29 protein-coding genes and 3 pseudogenes are annotated in these 24,012 nt (G+C 69.6%); 17 read left to right on the top strand and 15 right to left on the bottom strand.

What is annotated here, in order from left to right; genetic code table 11:
• Positions 1 to 5: 5 nt before the first annotated feature.
• Complete coding sequence (locus KLK06_RS46640) at positions 6 to 914, bottom strand: asparaginase (RefSeq protein WP_214642183.1); 909 nt, start codon at positions 912 to 914, stop codon at positions 6 to 8.
• Between the two features lie 59 nt (positions 915 to 973).
• Here KLK06_RS46640 and dtd point away from each other — a divergent pair, with 59 nt between their 5' ends.
• The gene (dtd, locus tag KLK06_RS46635) at positions 974 to 1,399 is read left to right on the top strand and encodes a D-aminoacyl-tRNA deacylase (protein ID WP_214642182.1); all 426 of its coding nucleotides are present in this window, start codon (positions 974 to 976) and stop codon (positions 1,397 to 1,399) included.
• A 283-nt stretch (positions 1,400 to 1,682) separates the two neighbouring features.
• Here the strand turns inward: dtd and KLK06_RS46630 are convergent, their stop codons facing one another.
• The 4 genes from KLK06_RS46630 to KLK06_RS46615 form a co-directional block, all read right to left on the bottom strand.
• Positions 1,683 to 2,621 (bottom strand): folate-binding protein YgfZ, encoded by a 939-nt coding sequence (locus tag KLK06_RS46630; RefSeq protein ID WP_214642181.1) that lies wholly within the window; start codon positions 2,619 to 2,621, stop codon positions 1,683 to 1,685.
• A 10-nt stretch (positions 2,622 to 2,631) separates the two neighbouring features.
• A complete protein-coding gene (locus KLK06_RS46625; protein WP_214642180.1) occupies positions 2,632 to 3,045 on the bottom strand; it encodes a Fur family transcriptional regulator in 414 nt (137 codons plus the stop codon).
• 289 nt (positions 3,046 to 3,334) lie between these two features.
• The gene (locus tag KLK06_RS46620) at positions 3,335 to 3,631 is read right to left on the bottom strand and encodes a DUF2470 domain-containing protein (protein WP_214642179.1); all 297 of its coding nucleotides are present in this window, start codon (positions 3,629 to 3,631) and stop codon (positions 3,335 to 3,337) included.
• A 5-nt stretch (positions 3,632 to 3,636) separates the two neighbouring features.
• On the bottom strand, positions 3,637 to 4,137 hold the full coding sequence (locus tag KLK06_RS46615; RefSeq protein WP_214642178.1) for an FABP family protein: 501 nt from the start codon (positions 4,135 to 4,137) through the stop codon (positions 3,637 to 3,639).
• Between the two features lie 80 nt (positions 4,138 to 4,217).
• Between KLK06_RS46615 and KLK06_RS46610 the strand changes: the two genes are divergently transcribed.
• The 3 genes from KLK06_RS46610 (at position 4,218) to KLK06_RS46600 (ending at position 6,325) form a co-directional block, all read left to right on the top strand.
• The gene (locus KLK06_RS46610) at positions 4,218 to 4,580 is read left to right on the top strand and encodes a DsrE family protein (protein ID WP_214642177.1); all 363 of its coding nucleotides are present in this window, start codon (positions 4,218 to 4,220) and stop codon (positions 4,578 to 4,580) included.
• Positions 4,581 to 4,664: 84 nt separating this feature from the next.
• The gene (locus KLK06_RS46605; RefSeq protein WP_250907114.1) at positions 4,665 to 5,069 is read left to right on the top strand and encodes a YciI family protein; all 405 of its coding nucleotides are present in this window, start codon (positions 4,665 to 4,667) and stop codon (positions 5,067 to 5,069) included.
• Entirely contained in the window at positions 5,021 to 6,325 is a 1,305-nt protein-coding gene (locus tag KLK06_RS46600; RefSeq protein ID WP_214642175.1) for a sigma-70 family RNA polymerase sigma factor, read from the top strand. Before KLK06_RS46605 ends, KLK06_RS46600 begins: the two co-directional genes overlap by 49 nt.
• A 97-nt stretch (positions 6,326 to 6,422) precedes the next feature.
• On the opposite strand, the gene KLK06_RS46595 is transcribed toward KLK06_RS46600, so the two are convergent.
• A complete protein-coding gene (locus KLK06_RS46595) occupies positions 6,423 to 7,136 on the bottom strand; it encodes a type 1 glutamine amidotransferase (protein ID WP_214642174.1) in 714 nt (237 codons plus the stop codon).
• On the bottom strand, positions 7,126 to 8,355 hold the full coding sequence (locus KLK06_RS46590) for a Mur ligase family protein (RefSeq protein WP_214642173.1): 1,230 nt from the start codon (positions 8,353 to 8,355) through the stop codon (positions 7,126 to 7,128). Before KLK06_RS46590 ends, KLK06_RS46595 begins: the two co-directional genes overlap by 11 nt.
• 169 nt (positions 8,356 to 8,524) lie before the next feature.
• Here KLK06_RS46590 and KLK06_RS63325 point away from each other — a divergent pair.
• The 4 genes and pseudogenes from KLK06_RS63325 to KLK06_RS46575 form a co-directional block, all read left to right on the top strand.
• Positions 8,525 to 8,605, top strand: a pseudogene (locus tag KLK06_RS63325) (hypothetical protein); the annotation flags it as partial.
• A gap of 55 nt (positions 8,606 to 8,660) precedes the next feature.
• Positions 8,661 to 8,930 carry a hypothetical protein gene (locus KLK06_RS46585; RefSeq protein ID WP_250907080.1) on the top strand — a complete coding sequence of 90 codons (270 nt, stop codon included), beginning with the start codon at positions 8,661 to 8,663 and terminating at the stop codon, positions 8,928 to 8,930.
• An 11-nt stretch (positions 8,931 to 8,941) separates the two neighbouring features.
• Positions 8,942 to 10,465: an RICIN domain-containing protein gene (locus KLK06_RS46580; protein WP_214642171.1), complete on the top strand. Its 1,524-nt coding sequence runs from the start codon at positions 8,942 to 8,944 to the stop codon at positions 10,463 to 10,465.
• A gap of 46 nt (positions 10,466 to 10,511) precedes the next feature.
• Positions 10,512 to 10,613: pseudogene (locus tag KLK06_RS46575) on the top strand (IS481 family transposase); the annotation flags it as partial.
• 33 nt (positions 10,614 to 10,646) lie between these two features.
• On the opposite strand, the pseudogene KLK06_RS60710 reads toward KLK06_RS46575, so the two are convergent.
• Positions 10,647 to 10,811 (bottom strand): annotated as a pseudogene (locus tag KLK06_RS60710) (nucleotidyl transferase AbiEii/AbiGii toxin family protein); the annotation flags it as partial.
• A gap of 84 nt (positions 10,812 to 10,895) precedes the next feature.
• Between KLK06_RS60710 and KLK06_RS63320 the strand changes: the two are divergent.
• The 4 genes from KLK06_RS63320 (at position 10,896) to KLK06_RS46555 (ending at position 12,536) form a co-directional block, all read left to right on the top strand.
• A complete protein-coding gene (locus tag KLK06_RS63320; RefSeq protein WP_214642244.1) occupies positions 10,896 to 11,099 on the top strand; it encodes a hypothetical protein in 204 nt (67 codons plus the stop codon).
• Between the two features lie 418 nt (positions 11,100 to 11,517).
• Entirely contained in the window at positions 11,518 to 11,655 is a 138-nt protein-coding gene (locus KLK06_RS46565; protein WP_214642170.1) for a hypothetical protein, read from the top strand.
• The gene (locus KLK06_RS46560; protein ID WP_214642169.1) at positions 11,655 to 11,846 is read left to right on the top strand and encodes a hypothetical protein; all 192 of its coding nucleotides are present in this window, start codon (positions 11,655 to 11,657) and stop codon (positions 11,844 to 11,846) included. Before KLK06_RS46565 ends, KLK06_RS46560 begins: the two co-directional genes overlap by 1 nt.
• A gap of 21 nt (positions 11,847 to 11,867) precedes the next feature.
• A complete protein-coding gene (locus KLK06_RS46555; RefSeq protein ID WP_214642168.1) occupies positions 11,868 to 12,536 on the top strand; it encodes a hypothetical protein in 669 nt (222 codons plus the stop codon).
• 112 nt (positions 12,537 to 12,648) lie between these two features.
• Here KLK06_RS46555 and KLK06_RS46550 read toward each other — a convergent pair whose 3' ends face one another.
• Positions 12,649 to 12,909 (bottom strand): hypothetical protein, encoded by a 261-nt coding sequence (locus tag KLK06_RS46550; protein WP_214642167.1) that lies wholly within the window; start codon positions 12,907 to 12,909, stop codon positions 12,649 to 12,651.
• A 293-nt stretch (positions 12,910 to 13,202) separates the two neighbouring features.
• Between KLK06_RS46550 and KLK06_RS46545 the strand changes: the two genes are divergently transcribed.
• The gene (locus KLK06_RS46545; protein ID WP_214642166.1) at positions 13,203 to 15,551 is read left to right on the top strand and encodes a hypothetical protein; all 2,349 of its coding nucleotides are present in this window, start codon (positions 13,203 to 13,205) and stop codon (positions 15,549 to 15,551) included.
• Between the two features lie 105 nt (positions 15,552 to 15,656).
• Here the strand turns inward: KLK06_RS46545 and KLK06_RS46540 are convergent, their stop codons facing one another.
• Positions 15,657 to 16,412 (bottom strand): class I SAM-dependent methyltransferase, encoded by a 756-nt coding sequence (locus KLK06_RS46540; RefSeq protein ID WP_214642165.1) that lies wholly within the window; start codon positions 16,410 to 16,412, stop codon positions 15,657 to 15,659.
• A gap of 63 nt (positions 16,413 to 16,475) precedes the next feature.
• On the bottom strand, positions 16,476 to 17,126 hold the full coding sequence (locus KLK06_RS46535; protein WP_214642164.1) for an HAD family hydrolase: 651 nt from the start codon (positions 17,124 to 17,126) through the stop codon (positions 16,476 to 16,478).
• A 96-nt stretch (positions 17,127 to 17,222) separates the two neighbouring features.
• On the opposite strand from KLK06_RS46535, the gene KLK06_RS46530 reads away from it, so the two are divergent.
• Entirely contained in the window at positions 17,223 to 17,684 is a 462-nt protein-coding gene (locus tag KLK06_RS46530) for a GNAT family N-acetyltransferase (RefSeq protein WP_214642243.1), read from the top strand.
• A gap of 193 nt (positions 17,685 to 17,877) precedes the next feature.
• Here KLK06_RS46530 and KLK06_RS60700 read toward each other — a convergent pair whose 3' ends face one another.
• On the bottom strand, positions 17,878 to 18,591 hold the full coding sequence (locus KLK06_RS60700; protein WP_250907078.1) for a VOC family protein: 714 nt from the start codon (positions 18,589 to 18,591) through the stop codon (positions 17,878 to 17,880).
• 73 nt (positions 18,592 to 18,664) lie between these two features.
• Positions 18,665 to 19,093 (bottom strand): hypothetical protein, encoded by a 429-nt coding sequence (locus KLK06_RS46515; protein ID WP_214642163.1) that lies wholly within the window; start codon positions 19,091 to 19,093, stop codon positions 18,665 to 18,667.
• Positions 19,094 to 19,166: 73 nt separating this feature from the next.
• Here KLK06_RS46515 and KLK06_RS46510 point away from each other — a divergent pair, with 73 nt between their 5' ends.
• Together KLK06_RS46510 and KLK06_RS46505 are read left to right on the top strand one after the other, a co-directional pair.
• Complete coding sequence (locus KLK06_RS46510) at positions 19,167 to 19,670, top strand: MarR family winged helix-turn-helix transcriptional regulator (RefSeq protein ID WP_214642162.1); 504 nt, start codon at positions 19,167 to 19,169, stop codon at positions 19,668 to 19,670.
• A 290-nt stretch (positions 19,671 to 19,960) separates the two neighbouring features.
• The gene (locus KLK06_RS46505; RefSeq protein ID WP_214642161.1) at positions 19,961 to 20,392 is read left to right on the top strand and encodes an RlpA-like double-psi beta-barrel domain-containing protein; all 432 of its coding nucleotides are present in this window, start codon (positions 19,961 to 19,963) and stop codon (positions 20,390 to 20,392) included.
• Between the two features lie 84 nt (positions 20,393 to 20,476).
• On the opposite strand, the gene KLK06_RS46500 is transcribed toward KLK06_RS46505, so the two are convergent.
• Positions 20,477 to 21,220: a GntR family transcriptional regulator gene (locus KLK06_RS46500; RefSeq protein WP_250907110.1), complete on the bottom strand. Its 744-nt coding sequence runs from the start codon at positions 21,218 to 21,220 to the stop codon at positions 20,477 to 20,479.
• A 103-nt stretch (positions 21,221 to 21,323) separates the two neighbouring features.
• Between KLK06_RS46500 and KLK06_RS46495 the strand changes: the two genes are divergently transcribed.
• Positions 21,324 to 22,706 (top strand): pyridoxal-dependent decarboxylase, encoded by a 1,383-nt coding sequence (locus KLK06_RS46495; RefSeq protein WP_214642159.1) that lies wholly within the window; start codon positions 21,324 to 21,326, stop codon positions 22,704 to 22,706.
• 50 nt (positions 22,707 to 22,756) lie between these two features.
• On the opposite strand, the gene KLK06_RS46490 is transcribed toward KLK06_RS46495, so the two are convergent.
• Complete coding sequence (locus KLK06_RS46490; protein WP_214642158.1) at positions 22,757 to 23,449, bottom strand: hypothetical protein; 693 nt, start codon at positions 23,447 to 23,449, stop codon at positions 22,757 to 22,759.
• Positions 23,450 to 24,012: the final 563 nt, after the last annotated feature.

The following is a 24,012-nucleotide window of genomic DNA, read 5'->3' as shown; positions in this document are numbered from 1 at the left end:
GCCGCTCAGCGGACGCGTAGTTCGCCCACGGCGCGCCCGCCGCCCATCAGCGGCGGGCGGGCCATCGGGTCCAGCTCCGGGGAGTCCAGGCCGAGCGAGCGCAGGGCGGCCACCGTGACGGGCATGCGGGCCCGCTGGGCGCCGTCCTCGACCTTGACGGCACCCGCCCGCCCGTCCTCGAACACGAACGCGTCGAACCCCTCCGCGCCCACCTTGACCATCAGCCCCGGCAGGGCCCGCATCAGCTCGGCCTCCGCCCGGATGGTGCCGGACGTCCACTCCGGATGCGCGCGCATGACGTCGAAGATCCGCCGCTCGTACGAGCCCGCCTCCCCCAGAGGCAGCGCGCGGAAGGCCCGCGTCACACCCACCATCGAGACGAAGAACAGCGGCGCGCCACACCCGTCCACACCCGAGGCCGCGACCCGCTCCCCCGTCAGCTCCTCCACCGTGCGGCGGATCGTCCGCTGCAGCGGGTGCGCCGGCTCCAGGTATGTGGCGAGCGGCCAGTCGTTCAGCACGCAGGTGGCGAGCATGGCGGCGTGCTTGCCCGAGCAGTTCATGTAGACGCGGCCGTAGTCGGTCGCCGCCCGGTCGGCGGGGTAGTCCTCCGGGCAGAGCAGCGCCGACTCGGCCAGCCCGGCCCCCGCCAGGATCTTCCGTACGCCGTCCACGTGGTAGGGCTCGCCGGAATGGGACGCGCAGGCCAGCGCGAGGAGTTCGCCATCGAGCGCGAGCCCGGCGCGGAGCATGCCGACGGCCTGGAGCGGCTTCATCGCCGACCGCGGCGAGGCCGGCACGTGCACCGCGCCGTGCGCCTCGACCGGCTCGCCTGCCGCGTCCATGGTGAGCATGCGCACCTGATGAGTCGACTCCACGAACCCGGACCGAACGACCTCCACAACCAGCGACATTTCGCCCCCTTTCGGCACGCAGTCTACGAAGCTTTTGTCCTGGGCCAGAATGGGTTCCCATGCGAGCAGTCGTGCAGCGAGTGAGCACCGCGTCCGTGGCAGTCGACGGGGAGACCGTCGGCGCGATCGCCGAGCCGGGGCTGCTCGTGCTGGTCGGCGTCACGCACACCGACACGCGCGCCGAGGCGCGCAAGCTCGCCGCCAAGCTCTGGGGCCTGCGCATCCTGGACGGCGAGAAGTCCTGCTCCGACGTGTCGGCGCCGCTCCTGGTGATCAGCCAGTTCACCCTGTACGGCGACGCCCGCAAGGGCCGGCGGCCCACCTGGCAGGCCGCCGCCCCTGGACCGGTCGCCGAGCCGCTGGTGGACGCCGTGGTGGAGGAGCTGAGGGCACTCGGGGCCCAGGTGGAGACGGGCAGGTTCGGCGCGAACATGAAGGTGTCCCTGGTCAACGACGGACCGATCACGCTGGTGCTCGACATATAGTCTGCGCGCAGATGATCTGCGCAGTCGAAGGCCCTGCGCGCCGGCGGCCAGAGAGCTCCGTGGCCTGGCCGGGCGGTATGGCTCCTGGCAGGGGTATTGGGCCCATTACCCGCGCGCGTAGCGGCGGCCGGCCACGTGCGGGATCAGCGGGCGTATTCCTGGAGGCCCCCGGCCATGGTCGGCGGGTGGCGGGTGCCCCATGCTTGCCGTACAGGATGGTTGGGGTGGTAAAAACGGGCCGCCCCGCGAGGGGCGAACTGGCCGCACCGCGCGGGGGATCGAGTTATCGGAGGCGGCGGCGCATGGCCGGGTCGATGGCGACGTTGCGGCCCGCGTCGGGTGGGACGATGACCTCCTGGGCGGCGGCGACGCCACCCGCGAGCAGGGGCGCGTCCACCGGCACCGTCCGCTTGACCATGGCCAGCGCGATCGGGCCCAGCTCGTGGTGGCGGGCGGCGGAACCGACCACCCCCACCTCCTGGCTCTCGAAGATCACCGGCGCACCGTGCGACGGCAGCGTGTCAACGCTGCCGTCGAGGTGCAGGAAGACCAGCCGCCGCGGCGGATGCCCCAGATTGTGGACCCGGGCGACCGTCTCCTGGCCCCGGTAGCAGCCCTTGCTGAGGTGGAGGGCGGTGCCGATCCAGCCCACTTCGTGCGGAATCGTCTTGTGGTCGGTGTCGAAGCCGAGCCGAGGGCGGTGCTGCTCGATGCGCAGCGCCTCGTACGCCCAGAGCCCGGCCAGCGGCCTGCCCAGGTGGTCGGGCAGCTCGGCGCGCGGCACCAGGAAGTCCTCGGTCGCGGACGAGAGCACGGCCAGGTCGTCGGCGCGCGACACCTCGACGCGGAGCATGAACCGCATCCGGTCGAGGTAGGCCACCAGGCTGTCGGCGGTGCCGGGCTCGACGTGCGCCAGCACGGTCTCGCCGTCGTCGACCAGCGTCAGGTGGTGCAGGACGCGGCCCTGGAGGTCGAGGTCGAGCGTCTGTGTCCACTCGCCGGGAGCCAGCGTGTCGAGTTTCTGCGAGGTCAGGTCGTTGAGCCATTTCAGCCGATCCGCCCCGGAGACGCGGATCACCTCGCGGTTGCTGCGGTCGACCACCGCCTCGCCCTTGACCAGCGCCCGCTGCTCGGCGAACAGGTCACCGTAGTGGGCGGCTACGTCGGAGTCGGGGCCGTCGGCGGCGACGGCACCGGGGAGATCGAGCAGAGGGCTACGCATGCCTTCCAGGTTATCGGCAGTCGCGGCAGCGGCCGAAGACGGTCAGGTGGCGTACGTCGGCCACGAAGCCGAGCTCCTCGTCCAGGCCCTTGACCAGCCCGTCGGCGATCTCCGGGCGTATCTCGCTGACCGCGCCGCAACCCCGGCAGACCAGATGCAGGTGGTCGGCGTCGGCCGCCAGGTGGTAGGTGGGGGCGCCGTGGCTGAGGTGGGTGTGGGTGACCATGCCGAGCTCTTCGAGCAGCTCCAGCGTGCGGTAGACGGTCGAGATGTTGACGCCGCGCGCCGTCTCGCGCACCTTGACGGAGATCTCTTCGGGCGTGGCGTGTTCGAGCGCCTTGACCGCCTCGAGCACGAGCTGTCGCTGAGGGGTCACCCGGTAGCCCTTGGCGCGGAGTTCTTCGTGCCACTGCGTCTCCGTCATGCCTCCGAGTCTACGGCTGAGTATTAATCGCTTGCCCCCTCCGCGACCGAGCGCATAGCTTCTTGGGTACGCGGAAAGGAGGTGGTCCAAACAATGGTGATTCATAGTTGGACTAGCGAGGTGGTTGTCCGCTAACGACGCGGACTGATGTCTCGTCTGTTGGGCGAATTCGAGACAACCACCGGGGCCCCCGGCAGCCGGAGGGCGGGATTCCTGTCCCGTCCGTGGTCCATCCGGCCCGCTCAATCACGAGTGGAACGCCGCCTGGGGCCCTTCTTCATGCCCTGTGTCAGTGCTCGCCCCGGGCCGGGATGCCGAGTTTGTCGCAGGCTTCGCGGTAGAGGCGGACGACCGCCATCCGCACCTGCGGGCGCTCGGTCAGCGTCTCCCCCCACGACACCCTGACCCGCTCGCCGCCGTCGATCGTGAACTCGATCGCCTCGCCGTCGACCCCGCTGGTGACCGCGGTCGTCGCGTCGGGCCGCCCGCCCAGCCCGCGCACGATGATCAGCGCGTCGCCTGCGTGGTCGTCGTTCATGTGCCGCTTGATCGCCTCGACCGCCTCAGCGGTGAAAGGGGTGCTCATATGGATCAAGCTACCTTCTTGAGCTCCGCCGACATGTGCGATGTGAGCGGGTGCCCGACCGCGGCCATGTCATAGGCCCACATGAGGTTGCCCTTGACCAGCCCGTACAGGCGGGTGCCCGCGGTGTATTCCTTGGCCGAGGCGGTGCGCGCCACCACGTCGGTGCGCAGCTCGATCTTGTGGAAGACGACCTCGCCGATGTAGATCTCCACGATGCCGGTCGGATGCGCCAGCAGCACCTCGATCTGCCGGTCGGGCTGCGGCCGCCAGTATCCGGACTCGGTGGCGAGGGGTCTGACCCGGTTGCCGTCGTCGTCGAGCAGCCAGGTGCGGCTCACGTACGACAGGAACGGCTTGCCGTTGTGGCCGAACTCGATCTCCTGACCGAAGTTGAAGCTCTCGATCGTCGGATAACCCCCGACACCGGCGCCCTCCCAGCGGCCGATCAGGAACGCGATCGGCTCCAGATCGGGATGCACCGGCACCTGGACATCAGCATCTTCCATGGCATCAAACTGTACTGGCCCACGGACCTGGCCGCCCCGCCCGAAGGCGGCCGGCGGGTAGGGGCGTTAGGGTGACGAACATGGCACGATCACTGGTGATCAAGGTGACCGCCGGGGCCGACGCCCCTGAGCGCTGCAACCAGGCGTTCACGGTCGCGGCCGCCGCGCTCGCGAGCGGTGTTCCGGTCTCTCTCTGGCTGACCGGGGAGTCCGCATGGTTCGGGCTGCCGGGGAGGGCCAAGGAGTTCAACCTGGCCCATGCCGCTCCGCTCACGGACCTGCTGGACGCCGTGCTGGCGGGCGGCCGGGTGACGGTCTGCACCCAGTGTGCGGCCCGGCGGGAGATCACGGCCGACGACCTCATCCCCGGCATCCGCATCGCCGGCGCCTCCACCTTCGTGGAGGAGGCCGTGGCAGAGGGCGCCCAGGCTCTCGTGTACTAGCTGTCCGGAGCGGTCCGTTGGTTCCGACGTCTCTGATGTGAGGCACCGCGGTGGTGCCGACCGAGAGGAGAGATCGTGAAGTACATGATCATGATGTTCGGCAGCCAGCGCGACTACGACAACCTGGCCGGAAAGCCCGACAACCCGGTCTGGTCCGGGGAGGACGTCGCGGCGATGCACGCCTTCATGGAGTCCTGGAACAACGCCCTGGTCGAGTCCGGGGAGTTCGTGGACGCGCAGGGCCTGAGCGCGCCCGTGCACGCCAGGAGGGTCCAGCTGAAGGACGGGGTGCCGGTCGTGACCGACGGCCCCTACTCCGAAACGCAGGAGGTCCTGGCCGGTTACACGATCGTCGAGTGCGCGAGCTTCGACCGGGCGACCGAGATCGCCGCGCGACTGGCCGGCACTCCCCACCCCGCGAACGCGACCCTGACCCACGAATGGCACGTGGACGTGCGGCCGATCGCCGGGAGCTTCGAGGAGCTGTGACCGGCGGCGAGGTCGAGGACCTGCTGCGCGGGCTGGCGCCGCAGGTTCTCGGCGCGCTGGTACGGCGTTACGGGCACTTCGCCACGGCCGAGGACGCGACGCAGGAGGCGCTGCTCGCGGCCGCCCTGCAGTGGCCCGAAGAGGGCCTTCCGGACAACCCGCGCGGCTGGCTGATCACGGTCGCCTCGCGTCGGCTGACCGACCTGCTACGCAGCGAGCAGGCCCGCCGGCAGCGCGAGGACACCGTCTCACGCTGGACCCTGCCCGACCAGTGGCTGGCGCCCGCCGCGGACCGGCCGGCGGCGGAGTCCGACGACACGCTCATCCTGCTGTTCATGTGCTGCCACCCGTCGCTGTCGCCCGCGTCGCAGATCGCGCTCACCCTGCGGGCCGTCGGCGGCCTGACGACCGCGGAGATCGCCAGGGCGTTCCTGGTCCCGGAGGCGACCATGACCCGGCGCATCACCCGCGCCAAACACCGCATCAAGGACAGCGGCCTCCCCTTCGGCATGCCCTCCGGCGAGGATCGCGCGGAACGGCTCGCCGCGGTGCTGCACGTCCTCTACCTGATCTTCAACGAGGGCTACGCCAGCACCTCCGGCCCGGCCCTCCAGCGCACCGAGCTGACCACCGAGGCGATCCGCCTGACCCGCCTGGTCAACCGCCTGCTGCCGGACGACGCCGAGGTGGCGGGCCTGCTGTCCCTCATGCTCCTGACCGACGCCCGCAGACCGGCGCGTACGGGCCCGGACGGCTCCCTGATCCCCATGGCCGAACAAGACCGAACCCTCTGGCACACGTCCTACATCACCGAAGGCATCGCCCTCATCACCAACGCCCTCCCCCGCGGCCCGACCGGCCCCTACCAGCTCCAGGCGGCGATCGCCGCCCTGCACGACGAGGCCCCCACCGCGGCGGCGACCGACTGGCCGCAGATAAAGGCGCTGTACGAGCTCCTGATGCGGCTCTCCGACAACCCGGTGGTCACGCTCAACCACACCGTCGCGGCCGCCATGGTCGAAGGCCCGGCAGCGGGTCTCGCCCTGCTCGACGAACTGGAGAAGGACGCCCGGATAGCCGAGGACCACCGCCTGCACGCGGTCCGGGCGCACCTGCAGGAGATGTCCGGGGACCACCGGGCGGCCCGTGCGGCGTACGAGGCGGCCGCGCGGCGAACGAGCAGTCTCCAGCAGCAGCGCTACCTGCACGCCAAGGCCGGCGCGCTGACCACGCGGGCGGCCGAGAACACCTCGTAACGGCGCCCGGCCCTGTGCGGGATCAGCGGCCGTATCCCTGGAGGCGCCCGGCCATGGTCGGCGACTGGGGCCGGCCGGGCTGTGCCGTAACTCTAGATCAGTTGGCCCGAACGGCGGCGAGACGCTCCCGGCGGAGCTGCTCATAGCGGGTGTCGTCGAGCGGGGCCAGGTCGCCCGCGCGCCACGAGAGCAGCAGGTCGGCGAGCGCCGGGTTGCGGGCCAGCGCGGGCCCGTGCAGGTAGGTCCCGACGACGTGCCCCGCGTAGCACCCCTCGAACCCGTCTCCGTTGCCGACCCCCACGCTCGTCCGGGAGAGCGCCTTGACGCCCGGGCCGAGACGGGTGACGCCCATGTGGTTCTCGAAGCCGGTCAGCGTCGGCAGCCCCAGCTCGGCGTCCACCTCGGCCACCAGCTCGCCGACCGCCCGCGAGGGGCCGCGGGAGCTGGCGATGTCGAGCAGGCCGATGCCGTCGACCGGCTGGCCCTCCTCGCCGCCGAACGTACTGCCCATGATCTGGTAGCCCGCGCAGACCGCGAGCATCGCCGCGCCCCGCGCGATCGCGCGGTGCAGCCCACCGTCCTTGCGCAGCCGCGCCGCCGCGAGGATCTGCGGGCGGTCCTCGCCGCCGCCGATGAGGTAGATGTCGCCGGTCTCCGGCACCGGGTCGGCCGACCGTACGTAGACGGTCTCGGTCTCGATGCCCCTGCGCTGAGCCCGCTGCTCCAGGACGAGCACGTTGCCCTGGTCGCCGTACGTGCTCAGCAGGTCAGGATAGATCCAGACAATGCGAAGGGCGCTGTCAGACGGCACGACCGAACTCCGATCGGATCTGCTGGAAGGCGGTGTAGTTGGCGATCACGTCGACGCGGCCCGGCGGCTGCATGGCCAGCGCCTCGGTGAACGTGGCACAGAGCGCGAACGGCACCTCGGCCACGTCGAGCCGGAGCGCCAGGTCCAGCCGCCGCTCGCCGGTGACGAACACCGGGCGGCCGCGCAGGATGCGATAGTCGACGTCCCACAGCCAGGACGTGTCACGCCCGTCGGGCCCCTGCGCGTTGACCGAGAGGATGATCGGCTGCTGCGGATCGGAGACGTCGAACGCCTCCAGCCAGCCCGCCGGGTTCTTGGCCAGCAGCAGCCGCGCGTAGCGGCCGTCCCGCTCGACCGTGGTGTAGCGGCCCGCGACCGAGGTGACCTCGCGCAGCCGGGGCAGCGCCCGCTCGACCGACAGCCCGAACGCCTCACCCACCGCCAGCGCCATCGCGGCGTTGGACCGGTTGGCCAGGCCGGGCAGCTGGATGTCGAGCACCCACCGCTGCCCGCGCGGATCGATCACCGCGTCGTCGTCGAGGACCCACTGCGGCTCAGGCCGGTGGAACGTGCACTCCCGGCACGCCCAGTCGGCGTCCTTGCGGTCGAGCGGCCCCCCGCACTCGGGGCAGCACCAGGAGTCTTCCTTCCAGCGCTGGCCACCCGCGACCCAGGTCACCTTGGCCGCCGTCGAGGCGCCCCAGGTGACGAGCGGGTCGTCGCAGTTGGCGATGACGTGCGTCGGCTTGCCGGACAGCGCCCTGCGCCATTTCTGCGCGAGCAGCCAGATCTCGGCGGCGCGGTCCATCTGGTCGCGGCTGAGGTTCATCAGGCAGACGACGCCAGCGCCGGTGGTGTCGAGCACCTCGGGCAGGTATTTCTCGTCGACCTCCAGCACACCGTAGGGGGCGTCCTTGTGCAGGGAGAGCGCCGAGACGTGACCCGCGGGCATGTTGGCGCCGAACGCGTTGGTGGCCACCTCGCCGAGCTCCAGCAACGCCGAGGTGATCAGCCGGGTCGTGGTGGTCTTGCCGTTCGTGGCGCTGACCAAGGCCAGCCTGCGGTCACGGGCGAGCTGCCGGAGCAGATCGGGCTCGAGCATCAGGCCGACCCGACCGCCGATCACCGAGCCGTCGCCGCGCCCGGTCATCCTCGACAGCGTGGCGGCACTGCGGCCCAGGGCGCTCGCGAGCAGAGCCCGCAGTGGAAGCTGGGTCATGGCACAGGATCCTAGTCGGCGTTGGGCGCTAGTCTGGTGACGCACACGAAAACGCGGCCCGGTTCGGTAGCCCGGGCGACGCTTCCCGTATCCGCCCTTCCAGGGATGTCCGGTGTGCCGGCAGCGGCCTCGTCAGGCCGTCGTTCGGCATTCCCGCTGGAGGGCAACCATGGTGACGCTGTCCGTCTATCTCGACGGGCCGTTCTGGGTCGGCGTGCTGGAGCTCGTCGAGGACGGCGAACTGCGAGCCACCCGCTTCACGCTCGGCGCCGAGCCGACCGATCCGGAGCTGTACGACTATCTGAATGCTCGCCGTCTGGCTGGCGCCCGCCGCGGTCAGCGGCTGGCGGGGCCTGCCCGCGTCCGTCACCGCGACGACCGGGGCGTCCCCGGACGGGCGCCGCGTCCACGTGGCGCACAACTGGAGCTGGGACCCCGCCCGCGTCGAGGCCCCGGCCGACCTGTCCGACGTCGTGGACGGCACCTCAGTCCCCGCAGGCACCGCGCTCGACCTCGGCGCGTGGGACGTGCGGGTGCTCGTCACGACAGGAGTCCCGCTATCTCGATCTAGTTGAGGAGAGATCACATGAGGTTGTTACGCAGACCGTGGTCGGCACTGCTCGTGCTGGTGCTCGCGGTCGGTGCACTCACGCTGCCGGCGCCCGCCAACGCGTTCGGGCCGTCGGTGCTGTTCTCGCCGTCAGGCGACTGCAACCGCGCCTACTGCACGACGTACGCCAAGTCGGCGCAGACCACCAGCGGGCGTATTCTCGCCAGCTTCGAGGACGACAACCAGCCGGCGCAGGGGCAGACGTTCCCGATCTTCAGCAGCACGAACGACGGACGATCCTGGACGAAGATCGCCTCGGTGGCGGACACGTCACCGAGGCACTGGGGCAGCAACTGGACCAACCCGTTCCTCTACGTCCTGCCGCAGGCGATCGGCAGCATGCCGGCCGGCACCATCCTGCTGGCCGGCATCGTCTCGCCGCCGGACCGCTCGGCGACGTCGATCCAGCTCTACAAGAGCAACGACGACGGTTTCCACTGGACCTGGGTCAGCGAGGTCGCCGTCGGCGGCGGCGAGTGGGGCAGCGCGAACCCCACACCGATCTGGGAGCCGTACCTCATCGTCGCGAACAACAGGCTCATCGCGTACTACTCCGACGAGCGCGACAAGGCCGCCCACGACCAGAAGATCGTCCACCAGGCGTCGGCGAACGGCGTCGGCTGGGGCGGGGTGGTCGAGGACGTCGCGATGGCCGACCGCACGCTACGCCCCGGCATGCCGGTCGTGACGAGGATGGCGAACGGGCAGTACATCATGGTGTTCGAGATGGTCGGGCAGTCAGGAACGCCCAACAACTTCAAGATCTCGTCGAATCCGGAGTCGTGGAACGCCCCGAACGGGGGAACGACGATCGACCTCGGCGGCAGCCCGTTCATCATGACGCTGCCGAACGGCCGGCTCGCCTACAACTCCTACGGCTCGGGCGACATCCGGATCAACACGAACAACGGCGCCGGCGCGTGGACGCCGGTGCACACCACCATGCCTCGCGGCTACAGCCGGATGCTGCAGTACGTCCGCGGATCCGCCCGCGTGCTCATCCTGTCGGTCGAGGGTTTCTGGCTCGGCACCCGCAACAGCGTCTACTACGGGGACGTGGATCTCGGCCACTCCGCCGGCCCCTACTACAAGCTCATCAACCGCTTGAGCGGCAAGGCACTCGACGTCTACCAGGCCAATCTCCAAGACGGGGCGCAGGCCGTCCTATGGGCTGACAACGCCGGGCACAACCAGCACTGGCACGTGACCGACGTCGGCGGCGGCTACCGGACCCTGTTCAACCGCAACAGTGGCCGCGTGCTGTCGATCTGGGCCACCAGCACCGAGGACGGGGCGAACGCGGTGCAGTGGGTCGAGAACAACGGCGGCGACCAGCAGTGGCAACTCGTGCCGGTCGGCTCCTACTACAAGATCGTGAACCGCCACGCGGGCAAGGTCCTGGGGGTGTGGCAGTCCTCGACGGCGGACGGCGCCCGGGTCGTCCAGTGGAGCGACACGGGCGCGCTCGATCAGCAGTGGCAACTCGTCGAAGTGTCGTGACCTACGCCCGCGGTGAAGCAGGCCGGGCCAACCGCACCGTAACGCCCTGCTGACCGAACGGGGACGTCTTCGTCCGGCTCGCCGTGTCGTGGATGAGGGATGGCCACTGCGGCGAGCCGCCGAACGCTTCCAGGTCTCGCACACCACGTTCGACGTAGGAGGTGCAGATCTTGGCCACCCCCACGGAAAAATCGTCGCGAACGCTGGAGGTGAACAGGTCGATGTCCTCGCTGGGCCGCTGGAGCACGCCGTAAGCCTGTACGGCGTAGCCGCCCGCCAAGGCGAATCCATGATCGGCGGCCACGGCCAGAGCGATGCGGGCAAGGCGGTGGTGGAAGTCGTCCATTACGCAGCGTGACGATGGAGTTCGGGGAAGCGGTCGAGCCACAAAGCGCGGACGCGTGGGGGCAGGACCAATTCGGGCCAGAGCTTGCGCAGGACCGAGGCGTTGAGGAAGCGGCGCAGGTCGTCAGGCGTACTGCTTTCCCGGATGACTCGCATGTACAGCAGGCGTGCATCGGCGATCTGGTCCAGGTCGTACTGGCGCTCCGGCCCCCAGTCGATATGTCTGGGCAAGGTGAGAACACCCTTCACCGGCCCGGTGAGCTCGTCCAGTGTTGCGGGCACGACGTAAGGACGGAGCACTCCGTACCCTCTGCCATTCATACTTTCAGTGTGACCCATTCAGGTCTGATCATGCAGGCTGATCCCGTCTACGCGGCGTACTCGGGATCACCGCAACGACCGCTCCGCCGGTAGCGGCTGAGGATGGCCTGGCGGCGGATCACCGACACTGTCGGATCTGCCCGAATGACGCGACAATGCTCCGGCCCCCGACGAAAGCTACTCGCAGTCGCGAGGCTCCCAGGTCTTGTCGCGGGCGACGTCAGTGAGTTGCACCCGGACCTTACGGCGGTCGGTGGAGCCGGGGGAACGGGTCGAGCGATCGCTTGGCGGACTTCATCCCGAGACTCTCTTGACATTCAAGCTTCTCGACTATCAAACTAAATTCATCTTGAAGGCCAAGATAAATGATGACCGCGAGGATCGCGATGAAGACCACGTACGTCGAGCGTCTCGACAACTCCCACAGGGCCCTCACCAAACATGGCCACTGGACTGACGCCGAACGGATCGAGCTGCGGGGCCGTCGCGGCGCCACAACGCTGGGCCTCCGCCACCCGTCCTGATGTCCGGGCAGCAGATGACCCCGGACCTGGAACCGGAACGGGCCCATGCCGCCGGCGGACATATCCGCCTGACCGGCCAGATCCGCTACTGCACCGTCCGCATCAGACGCACCGGCACCAGGCAGGCCGACCTCGCGGCGATCCGTCGCTTCCTGACCGAACTGCCGACCGGCTTCCCCGGTCCTGGCTGAACGCCCTAACGGAGGACCACCATGACGACTCCCACCCACACCCGCGCCCACTCCCGTCCAGCCACCCGTCGAATCAGACCGCTGTTGGTCATCGCGCCACTGGCGGCGGCGCTGGGCGCATTGGGCGGCCTTGCCGCCTCCTCATCGGTCTTCGCGCTGGCCGGAGCCGCCGGAGGACTGGTGTGGACCGCCTTGGCCGCGCTGTTGGCGGGCCCCTTGTTGCGACTGCGCGACCGATCCACGGTGCTGCCCGCCGCCGTCGCACTCGCCGCCGCGTTCATCACCACGCTCACCCTCGGCGCCGGACTCGTTCAGCACCTGATGTATCCCACCCCCGAGGCCTACCTGGCGCTGATGCGCTCCCCGGCCTCCGGCGGCGCCACCGGCCTGTACATGATGATCAACCCGCTCCTCGAATGGCTGCTCATCCCCGCCGCACTCACCTTGGCCTGGCGTCGCTCCAGGCAACGCCGTCTGCTCCTGATCGGCGCCACCGTGTACTACCTCCAGCGCCTGACCACCTACCTGTACTTCGCTCCGACCGTCCTGGGCTGGACCACGACCAGCGACGCCGTACCGCTGCCCCAGGTCGGGCTCTGGCTCAACCTCGACCTGGCACGCATGACCCTCGACCTGGCCGTCATCGTCATCCTCGCCACCACCGCCCTGCGACGACACGATCAGTCCTGAACGGACCGCGCTGTCCTACCGAAGAGTTCCCGAGTCCGGCTCTACGCGCGGCGGTGGACCGCGTCCCGATACGCACGGCAGTGGAGTTCCTCCGCGCCATGGATAGGGAGGGTCAGCCGTCCGCTTCGGGCCGTGGTGCGCGACTGTAGTCGTCGCGGGATCGGTGGCGATTACGTTGCACCCTGATGATGATCACGGCGGCCAGCGCGGCAACGAGTGTCCCTGTGATCACACCAACCAGAAAAGGCGGCCACGCCCACTCAGAGAACAGGCCGACATCCGACGAATGGGCCGGGAATGGAAATGTTGATTCGGGGAAGGGGGCTTCGAAAATATCGCCGTTGCTGGGCGACGGAGCCGGGGCGATGATCACCGATCCATCATGGCGTATCACGTCGCAGCGCGTGGGGCCGCGCTCCTACGCACGTTGCCAAGGGCTGAAGTTCGTTCTCATTGAATCGGATTTCGCAGACCCTGCTCACAGCTGCATCGCATCAGCGGCAATACGCCATCCTTTGGAAGTTTTAACTAACGCCATCACGCGCTCAGCCAGATATAAGCACGAACGGTCCATGCTCCCCGCCATAGCGGAACATAACAGACAGTATTCTCTCGACCCCTTTACGTCACCGCCACCGCTGCCTACAGTGCACCAGGGGTGGCTGCATGGGAGACGGCATGCGTGGCGGCCGCCGGGCGCGGTGGGCGGTGACGTGGCTGGGCGTGGCCGTCGTCGCGGGTGCCGGCGTTCTGGCCTCGGTGACGCTCGGTGGAGATGCGGGCGAGCGGGTGGTCGCGGTGCTCGGGCTGGCCGTGGCCGTCCTGGCCCTCGGGGCGCCCTGGGCGTGGCGTCGGCCCGCGGCACCGGTCACGGCGAGCGCCGCGCAGCTCGATGCCGCGGCCGAGGCGCTGGCTCATCTCGTCGGTGAGCAGTGGAGCCGGGAGGCGACCCTGCGCCGGCTGTTCGAGCCCTGGCCGCTGCCCATCGTCTGGACGGCCCGTCAGGACGTCGGCTCCGCACAGGTCACGGGCATCGCGGAGGGTGTCAGGTATGAGGGTGCCGAGGCGGTCGCGGCGGCTTGGGCGGGCTCGCCGACCCGGCGCCTGGTCCTCCTCGGCGAGGCGGGCGCCGGGAAGAGCGCCTGCGCGCTTCAGCTCACTCTGGCGCTGCTCGACGACGAGCGGGTGACGCAGGTGCCGGTCCTGGTGTCCGCCACCGGGTTCCGGCCCGAGAGCGAGACGCCGGCGGAATGGCTGGCCCGTCGGCTGCGGCGCGACTACCCCCTACTGGCCGACGCTGAGCGCTTCGGGCCGCGGGCCGCCGAGGACCTGCTGGCGGCGCACCGGGTGGTGCCCGTCATCGACGGCCTCGACGAACTGCCCGCGCCACGCCTGGAGGCGGCGCTGCGGGCGCTGGTCGTGGCGGGCGATCCACGCGCGCCACTCGTCGTCGCCTGCCGCACCGCCGAGTTCACGGCCGCCGCCGCCCGGTGCGGGGGGCTGCCGCGCGCCGCCGTGCTCGTCCCCTCGCCGGTGCCGGTGACCGACGCCATACGGCTGCTCACGTACGCCGACCCGACCGGCCGGGACGCGTGGCGGCGTGTCGCCGTACGGCTGCGCGCCGATCCCGCCCAGCCGCTGGCCGCCGTGCTCGCCCGGCCGCTCGGCGTCACCCTCGTACGGTCCCTGTACGCCCACGGCCGCGGCGACCCCGCGACGCTCCTCGACCGCGATCTCTTCCCCGACCCCGCAGCCCTGGAGGAACACCTGCTCGACGCCTTCGTCCCCGCGCTGTACGAGCGGGCGGCGGCTCAGGCGCCACGCATGCGCCACCGCGACCCCGAACGCGCCGAACGCTACCTGCGCTTCCTGAGCGGGCAGCTCCAGCAACGCGGCACGACCGACTTCGCCTGGTGGCACCTGCGCGACTGGACGCGGCTGACCTGCTCACGCCTGGCCGTACGGGCCCTGGCCGGCGCGATCACCGGCCTGATGATCTTGCCCACAGTAGTGCGGGTGAGCGAGCAATGGGCCGCCATCGAGGGCGACGACTGGCGGCACATCGCGGCGGCCAAGGTGCTGGCCGCCATGCTGTTCCTGCCGGCCCTGCTGACCACGGCCGACTGGTTCACCCGGCGGCGCCCGTCACGGTCCGGCGCGCTGCGGACGATGCTGCCGGCGGTCGGCGTCGCCTCCCTGGCGCCCATGGTCGTCGTACTGGTGGAGCACCTGCTGTTCATGGGGCTGTCGCCGCTCGTGATGATCCTCACCGAGACGGGCATCGTGGCCTACTACGTGGGCCTCGTGCTGCCCGTCGTGGTCGTCGTCGGGCTTCCGGTCATGCCCGCGGAGCCACGGCGCGGGCGCTTCTCCTTCCAGGGGTGGAGACGGCGACTGGGCGGCGCCTGCAGGCGCGCCGCCTCCGCGGGCGCGCTCGTGGCCGTGGTGATCCAGCTCGGCTCGATGGCGGTGTACTGCCTCCGGGCCCGTGGGCCGGTCCAGCTCAGCACGTCCTGCGCCACGAGCGTGGCCGTGGCGCCGCTGATCGCGGGCACCGTGGCGGGCCTGCTCGCCGCCGCGGCCTGGTGGTACGAGAGGCCGGGCGGCCCGCCGGTCTCGAGCCCGTGCCGGTCGATCCGTACCGACCGCACGCTCCGGCTCGGCTCCGCGCTCGCGGGCTCGCTGCTGATCAACCTGGACGGCGCCGCGACCCTCCTGCCGCCCACCCCGATGGCCGCCCACCTCGACGCCCAGGACATCACCAGGAAGCTGCTCACCGACTGGTTGACGACCTTCGGCCCGACCGGCGCCCTGATCGCCCTCGCCGCCACCTGCTGGCCGTACTACTCCCTCGCCCGGCTGCGCTTCGCCCTGACCGGACAGCTCCCCTGGCGGCTCCAGGCGTTCCTGGCCGACGCCCACCGCCTGGGTGTGCTGCGCCAGGCGGGCGCGGTGTACCAGTTCCGGCACGCCACCCTCCAGCAACGCCTCGCCCACGTCCCCGACCACCGGTGAGCCCGATCACCGGCGCCGACGACCCTGCGGGAGCCGAGGGTATGCGTTCGGGCGTCCGTGGGAACTCGTGCGGCCGCTGTTCGCGCAGCCGTCGCAGCAACTGTCTCACCCGCCATCCCGTGCCGACCGCTGCGGCGTCTTCTGCCAGACCGAAATGTGACTCGTGCTGTCGCTGGTGAAGGGCTCGCGCTTCCAGCCGGCCCACCGTTCGCGCAAGGTCATTCCGGCGAGTCGCGCCATGAGGTCCAGCTCAGACGGCCACACATAGCGGTGCGGCGACGATCGGGTCTCCAGCCGGCCGTCCACCACCCAGTAGTGATGGGAGAACGCGATCTGCGACGCGACGTCGTACTCCTCGAAACCGAGGTGCGCCGGGGTCACGGTGAACGGATGGATGCTCTGGCCGGGCGGGAGACGCCGAAGCTCCGGGACGTACACCTCGATGACGAAGCAGCCGCCGGGTTCGAGATGCGCCGCCACGTTGCGGAAGCAGTCAACCTGTTCGTCTTGCGTGGTCAGGTTCGTGATCGTGTTGCGCACCAGATAGGCGAGCTGGAAGGTGCCACCCGGCCCGGTGGTCGCGAAGTCGCCGACGGTCACGCCGATGCTCTCCGCGCCGGGCTTCGCCCGCAACTGCGCCACCATGGCCGGCGACAGTTCGATTCCGTGTACGCGAACGCCTCGTCGGCTCAGCGGCAACGCGATGCGGCCGGTGCCGATGCCGAGCTCAAGAGCGGCGCCAGATCCCGCCAGATCGGCGAGGAAACTGACGGCCGGCTCGACGACCGCCGGGTCGAACAGTTCCGGCCACTTGGCCTCGTACGTCTCCGCTACCCGTTCATCGAAGTAGTTCTCCGGCACCTATCCACTGTGGCCACAGACCCTCCGCAGCCGCCACCCGTTAATTCTCAGAGGGCCGATCAGTCAGGTCGGAGTGCCGAGGACGTAATGGATCGCGGATGCGGCGTCGTCGGCGACATGGGTGGGCCGGTAGGCCGCCTCGGTCCACGGTCGGCCGCATGACACCCATACGCTTTGGATGTCGAGTCCGTACGCGCCGACGATGTCGGCCTGCGGGGAATCGCCGATGACCCAAGCCCCGTGGAGGGAGGCTCCGACGGCTACCGCCGCCGCCTTGAAGATCTCCGGCTCGGGCTTCCTGTGACCGATCGCCTCGGAGATCGTCCAGCCGTGGACCAGCCTGTCGAGGCCGGCGTTCCGGATCTTCGCCTCCTGCTGCGCGGTTCGGCCGTTGGTGACGATCGTGCATGTCCAGCCGTTGGCGATCGCGCTGCCGAGCGCGTCGCAGGTGGCTTCGGTCAGGACAACCCGATCGGCGGCGCCGTGGTCAAGAAGGAGATGGATGGCGCTCTCGGGGAGGGACGCTCCGTAGCGGTCGGCCATGGCGTTGGCCACGGTCTGCCTTGGGGCGTACCCGCTGGCGTCGATGGACATCAGCCATTCGACGTCAGATCCAGGCAGCGCGTGCTCGGCCAGGAACGCGGTGGTCGCGTCCCGGAAGGCGGCATCGCGGTCGACCAACGTGTTGTCGAGGTCAAGCATGAGCAGCGGCATGTCAGGCAGTAGATCATGTCGGGTACGGCGTGAGCAGGCCCGCGGGACGTACATGACCTCTGGACAGCCGATGAACGACACGGGGAGCATTTGATGATGAGTGAGAGTCTGCGTCTGCGGTCGGCCGACCCCGGTGATTACGATCGCATCGTTGCCGTGGTGGATGACTGGTGGGGGCGGCCGATTCGGTCGATTCTGCCGCGGCTGTTCCTCGACCACTTCTATCGCACCAGCATGGTGGCTGAGGAGGACGGGGAACTGGTGGGGTTCCTCGTCGGGTTCCTGTCCCCTTCGGTGGCCGACGCTGCCTACATCCACTTCGTCGGCGTCGACCCGCGCCTTCGCGGCAGTGGGCTGGGCCGACTTCTCTACCAGCGGTTCTTCGAGCTCGCCGGGGCCGAGCACCGGACGAGTATCCGGGCCATCACCTCACCCCAGAACCACGGCTCCATCGCCTTCCACACCGCGATGGGCTTCACCGTCGTGGGGCCCGTGCCCGACTATGACGGCCCGGAAGTCGACCGGATCGTCTTCCAGCTTCAGCTCGACTCGCAATGACGACACCGGATATGTCGCCGAATGGCCTCGGATCACCTCTGAGTCCAGCGGGGTGGCTCCGAACGGGAGCGTAGGGGCGCCCGATGGGTTGATGTTCGTCAGAACCTCGCCATGGCCCGCGGAGTGCGGGCCGATGCCGCCCGCCGATCAGTGGTCGAGGTCCGGCTTGATCGCCCTGTCCGACCAAGCCGCGCTACAGGGTCAGGCAGAACGTATGCCCCGCCGGGTCGGCGAAGACCCGGAACCGTTCGCCACCGGCGTCCAGCCGCGACGCGCCCAGCTCCAGGGCCCGGACCTCGCCGGGGACGAGATCATCGACCAGGATGTCGAGGTGTGCCTGCTGCGGGTGGGCCGGGTCCGGCCACTGGGGCGGGTTGTACTCGCTGATCTGCTGGAACATCAGGTTCTTGCCGTCACCGGCGATGAGCGCGCCCTCGGGCCCCTCGTACGTGACCTTCATGCCCAGCAGGTCGGCATAGAAGCGGGCCAGCGCGGGCGCGTCGGGCGCATCGATCGTCACCGCGAACAGCTCCATCGCCGACCCGGCGCCGTCCTTCTGGCACAGGTCGAACGGATGGCCGGCCGGGTCGGCCAGAGTGATCCAGGTCGGACCGTCGGCCAGCCGGGTGGCGCCGAGGCCGATGGCGCGCTCGGCCGCCGCCTCGTGCCCGTCGACCTGGAGGTCGAGATGGAACTGCTGCGGGTGCGCCTGCCCGGGCCACTGGGGTGCGACATGGTCGAGGGCAAGCTGGTACCCGATCTCCTGGCCGTCCCCCGTGCGCACCGTGATCCAGTCGGAGATCTCCCGGACGACTTCCCAACCAGTGAGGTCGGTATAGAACGACGCGAGCTTCTGGATGTCAGGGGCGTCCAGCGCGACGAGTTCCAGGCGTCCTGTCACAGTCATGCCCTCATCCTGCCCTCACCCTCCGACAGAAACTTGTGGACGGGCGGGCGTCAGATGGCCGAGCCGGTGGATACTAGACGGCGAGCCCCTCCGCCGCCCGCTTGGTGATCGCCTGCAGCGTACGTACGGTCGTGTCGATGTCATCGGCGTTGAATTGGCTCAGCAGCCGGGCCGTCGGGCCGGTGACGTACTCGCGCAGGCTCCGATGCAGGGCCTCCCCCTCGGCGGTCAGGTCGAGCTCCGCGTCACCGCGGATCAGACCCTCGGCCTCGAGCCGGGCGAGCAGCTCGTGCGTCGAGGCGGCGTTCAGGGTCCGCGAGCCCTCGAGGCCGCGGATCAGCGCTTCGCGGGCGAGGTTCGGCCCACGTATGGCGATCAGCTGCAGGGCGTACCAGGTCTCGGGCTTGGTCTGGCGCTCGGTGAGGTGCTGGTGGAGGACGGCCGTCAGCGTCTGCTCGGCGAAGGCCAGAGTCGGGCCGAAGGCGGTCTGCGGCGTGGTCATGGCGGGTTCCGTTCTACTAGGATCGACAGGGTCCTGACCAATATAAGCAAGTAGACAGGTGCCTGTCTATATCATGGAAGCGAACTTCCCTACCCAGCCGCTGATCGGGCTCCTGCTGCGACTGCTCTACCAGCACTACGCCCAGGACATCGACGCCGCGCTGCGCGAGGCGGACTTCGGCGACCTGCGCCCCGCGCACGCGAACGTGTTCCCGTTCCTGACCGAAGAGGGCATCAGCGTCTCGGAACTCGCCGCGCTCGCCCGGGTGCGCAAACAGACGATGGCCGAGGCAGTCGAGCAGCTCGAGCGCATGGGCTACGTAGAGCGCCGCCCGAACCCGAACGACCGCCGCTCCCGGCTGGTGTTCCCCACCGAGCGCGGCACGTCCGTCAAACCGGTCACCCACGCGACCGCCGCGCGCGTCGAGGAGCGCTGGGCGCAGTTGACAAGCCCGGAGGAGCTGGAGGCGCTGCGCGCCTCGCTCCTGCGCTTGCTGACGGAGCTCAAGGGCCCGGTAGAGCCGGGCGGCCGGCAGCCGCGCAGCCCACGCCACGACCGACCCGATGATGGAGATTAAAGATCAGGCTTGGTCGCTGGAGGCGGCCGGGGCCCGCCGGGGCTCAACCGCCTCCCACCCTTCGGCAACGGTTTATCTCGACATATTTCCATCGCACCGATTGCGGACCGAGCGGTTAATAATAGGCGGTAATTCACCCTTTCAACGATGGCCCATGAAGGAAACTCGGTTCGGAACCGCCGTGGCGTCCTGGCCATCTTGCGCGCTATCGGCATAATCTGACGAATGCATGGTGATCACGACCATCGCTCTGCAATATGCACGACTACGCGTTCCAAGAAAGGTCCTCGATGAAAACCCTCGGCCGTAACGTCTTCGCGGCGGCAACGCTGACCGCCTGCGCGCTGTCAGCACTGGCCATTCCTGCCGCCTACGCCGACACCCCACCGCCAAATGTAAAAAAGGGCATCATCACCCATGACGACGCCTTGGCCAACTACCGCGCCTGCGGAACCAAGATGGACCCGGCCGTCTGGGCGATCGCCAGTGCGCCGGCCGCATACTGGACCGCCGGCAAGTCCAGCAATGATCCCCTGTGCAATAAATTGGTCAGGCTCGACTATCAGGGCAAGGTCTATAAATTCCGGATCGGAGGACGCTGCTCGAGCTGTAAGCCGAATCAATTGAATCTCAGCCAGCCGGCCTTCGAACTGATCACCGGGAAGCCGGCGGCAGCCAAGGTTCAGCTTCCCTGGGGGATCAGAAGGCCGTGGAGTAGCTGAGTGATCTCAAGCTCTCGATCCACATCCGGACACCTCCGAAGCCGAACTGGCCCTCCTGCTCCGGGAGATCCGGGCTACGGCACGTCAGAGCGCGCCATGACCCTGCGCGCAGGCATCGCCGAGGACCGCGGCGACGCGATCCAGGACGGGGCGCGGCGGGGTGAACGGGACGCGCAGGTAGTGAGTCAGGGTGGCGTCGGCCGCGAAGCGCGGACCCGCGACGAGCGCGATCCCGTGCTCGTTCGCGTGGCGTACGACAGTGTCCGCGGGTGTGGCGCTCAACCGCAGCCACAGGGCCAGTCCGCCGGGCGGGCAAGTGACCAGGATCTGCTCGGGTCGGGTGGCCGTCCCCTTGCGGCTGTAGCGCGCGGCGATCACCGCGCGAAGTTCCGGCAACCCCGGTCCCGGCTCCCCGTGTTCGGCCAGAACAGGCCCGGCCCGCTCGGCCGCCCGCAGCGTGGCCTCCAGGTACTGCTTCTGCGGTGCGGCCGGGACGGCCCGGCGAAGGTCGATCATCGACCCGGTGTCCCCGGTCGCCGAGAGCGGGGCCACGCGCTCGGCCACCGCTGCGGACAGCCGTACAAGGCTGCCGCTTCCGTGCCGCGTGTGGACCCATCCTGTCTCGCGCAGCCGCGCCAGGGCGGCCGTCACCGTGCCGCGGCTGACCCCCAGCGCCACGGCCAGGCGGCGCTCGGCGGGCAGCTCGCTGCCGGCGCGGATGCGGCCGTCCAGCAACGCCTCCCGTACGGCGCGGGCCAGCGCCGTGCTGAGCGGTTCCCCCATGCCGCGCCAGGACCCCAGAGCCCTGGCTATCTGCTGTTCTCCCATCCGCACTGGTCCAGTTTTCCACGATTGGACCAGGCAACGGGGTAGAGGGCCCGCCTACCGTCGTAACCGTTGCATACGAGTTGCAGACGAAGGGAGAAACCTCATGCATCCCACACTCGCCGCCGACCGCGACGAGCTGCCCAAGCTGTTGCGCGCGGTTCAAGAGCACAGCGCAGACCTGCTGGGACACCTGGCCGAACGCCCGGTCGTCCCGCCGGCCCCAGTCCCCGAGCCGACTGCGCTACCCGTGCCGGGCGAAGGGCTGCGCGCGGCGCTGGAGGAGTTCAGCGCGCGCTGGGAGCCGACGCTGTCAGCCAGCGCCGGCCCCCGCTACTGGGGATTCGTCACCGGAGGAGTCACACCGGCCGCGCTGGCCGGTGACTGGCTGACCGCGACCTGGGACCAGAACTCCTTCACCTCCCTCGACGCAGCGGGGCAGCACCTGGAACGCCAGACGATCGCCTGGCTGCGCACCCTGTTCGGCCTCTCCGACGACCACCAGGGGACGTTCGTCAGCGGCGCGACCATGTCCAACACCGTCGGGCTCGCCATCGCCCGCGAGTGGATCGGCGAACGAACAGGCGTCTCGCCGGCCGAGAACGGGGTCGGCGCCCTCGGTCCGGTGACGGTGCTGTCGGGCACCGCCCACTCCAGCGTGCCCAAGGGCCTGTCCATGCTCGGGCTCGGACGCCGCGCCCTGGTCACCGTGCCCACCAGCCCGGGACGGGAGTGCGTCGATCCGGCGGCGCTGGAGCTCGCGCTGCGTGAGGTCGACGGCCCGTGCATCGTGGTGGCCAACGCCGGCACCGTCAACACCGCCGACTTCGACGACCTGCGCGCCATCGCGGCGCTGCGCGAGCGTCACGACTTCTGGCTGCACGTGGACGCCGCGTTCGGCGCCTTCGCTGCCCTCTCCCCGGCCCACGCCCACCTGTGCGACGGTCTTGACCTGGCCGACTCGATCTGCATCGACCTGCACAAATGGCTGAACGTGCCGTACGACAGCGCGCTTCAATTCACGCGCCGCCCCGACCTGCAGACGGCCGTGTTCCAGAACGCCGCCGCCTACCTCGGCCCGCTCGGCGACACGCCCGACAGCGCCCACCTCACCCCGGAGAACTCCCGGCGCCTGCGGGCGCTGGCCGCCTGGTTCACCCTGCGCGCCTACGGCCGGGACGGCCACCGTGAGATCACCGAACGGTGCATCGCCTGCACCCGGGCACTGGGCGAGGCCATTGAGGGCATCCCCGGCCTGCGGCTGCTCGCGCCCGTCCGGCTCAATGTCGTGTGCTTCACGTTGAGCGCCGGCCCCACCGCTGAGCGGCTGGCCGCGCTCAGCGAACGCCTCGCCGGCGAGGCGTTCCTCACCCCCACCGTCCTGAACGGAGTGCCCGCACTGCGCGCCGCCTTCAGCAACTGGCGAACCACAGAGGCCGACGCCCACCACATCGCCGGATCCCTACGCGCCGCCGTGCGCCACGCCTGAGGGGAAGGCCGACGGTACGGAAAATTCGGGAATGCGACACAGTACGGCAGCTATTGGAACGCCGCCTCCGTCTTTGCGTAGGCCTCCTGGGCGATCTGGGGCAGCAGCTTGGCGGGATCGGTACGAGGGCGCGGCTCCTGATTCGGGATCCGTATCTCCAGCAGATAGCGTGAAGTCTGGATCACCTCCACCCATTGCCAAATGGGGACCTTCCCGCTGCCGGTGATGCGGTAGGCCCAGGATCGCTCGCCCAGGTGTGGGACGGGCAAGGGCTGGATGTCACCGGATCCGACGTTCGCGTCGGACAGGTGGTGGCATTGCGCGGGCAGGTTCGGATCCCCGAGACGGTTCAGCATGGCCGGGGAGCCGGTGATGATCGCCTCGCTGAAGCCCGCGCTCTCGGGCCGTCGCGGGCGCTGTGCCCCCGGGCTGGAGAACTCCATGGTCTGGGTGACGGCCACCTGCACGCCGGCGGTGTTGTACCTCTGCAGCACCGCAAACCACATTCCAGCAGTCCACTTGTCGCACTCCTCCGGCCCCCCAAAAGGACTGCTGATCTGGCGCGATGGAATGAAGGTGGACTCCATGTCGGCGACAGGCAGTGCGACGACGGCACCCGGCATGTACGACCACTCCTGCACATCCCGGAAGCGAGTGAGCAGGGCCGTTACCAGCCGTGGGTCGCCCGTCCCCGACCCGGGATTGGGCGTATCGTCCTTCTGCCCCGGTCTCTCGATCTTCACGTCCAGTGACGCGGACGCCCTCGGGGAAGGAGCCATGGACGCGCTGGACCGGACTGCGGTGTTGGCCGGCTGTGTTCCACACCCGGACGCGCCCAATGCTGCGACGACCGCCATCACGGCCGCTGCACACCTCACCGGCCTGTGACCCATCACCCGCTACCTCCCGAGGGCACATCGCAGGACATCCGCGAAGTGATGCAAGACCACGGCTAAGCGCTCGAAAGGTCGAGGCCGAAGGTCAATTATGAAGCCTTTGCCGACTAGATCCGCGAAACCGGCGATCTTCTGGCCGCCCTGGCCGAGGACGTGCACGCCGTCGCCGAGCGTGCAACCGAGAACAGGTCTTGCGGATGACGGCCCGTTACGCCCGCCGCGCCGTGGGCCTGGCCGCGCTGATCGTGGACCTGGCGGTGGTACTGGCCGACCGCGCTGGCGTTTTCGTCGTGGTCTGGCCGTGGCGAAGCGTGGGAGCGCGAGGGCTTGCCCTCGCAGAGGAGGGGCCGAAGGCCCCGGGGAGCACGCCGAGGCCCTTGGGCGCGGAGCGCCGATGGCGAGCCCTTTGT

It is taken from the genome of Nonomuraea sp. NEAU-A123, from assembly GCF_018603905.1.
Classification (GTDB): Bacteria; Actinomycetota; Actinomycetes; order Streptosporangiales; family Streptosporangiaceae; genus Nonomuraea.
This window is presented reverse-complemented; position numbering and strand designations above follow the sequence as displayed.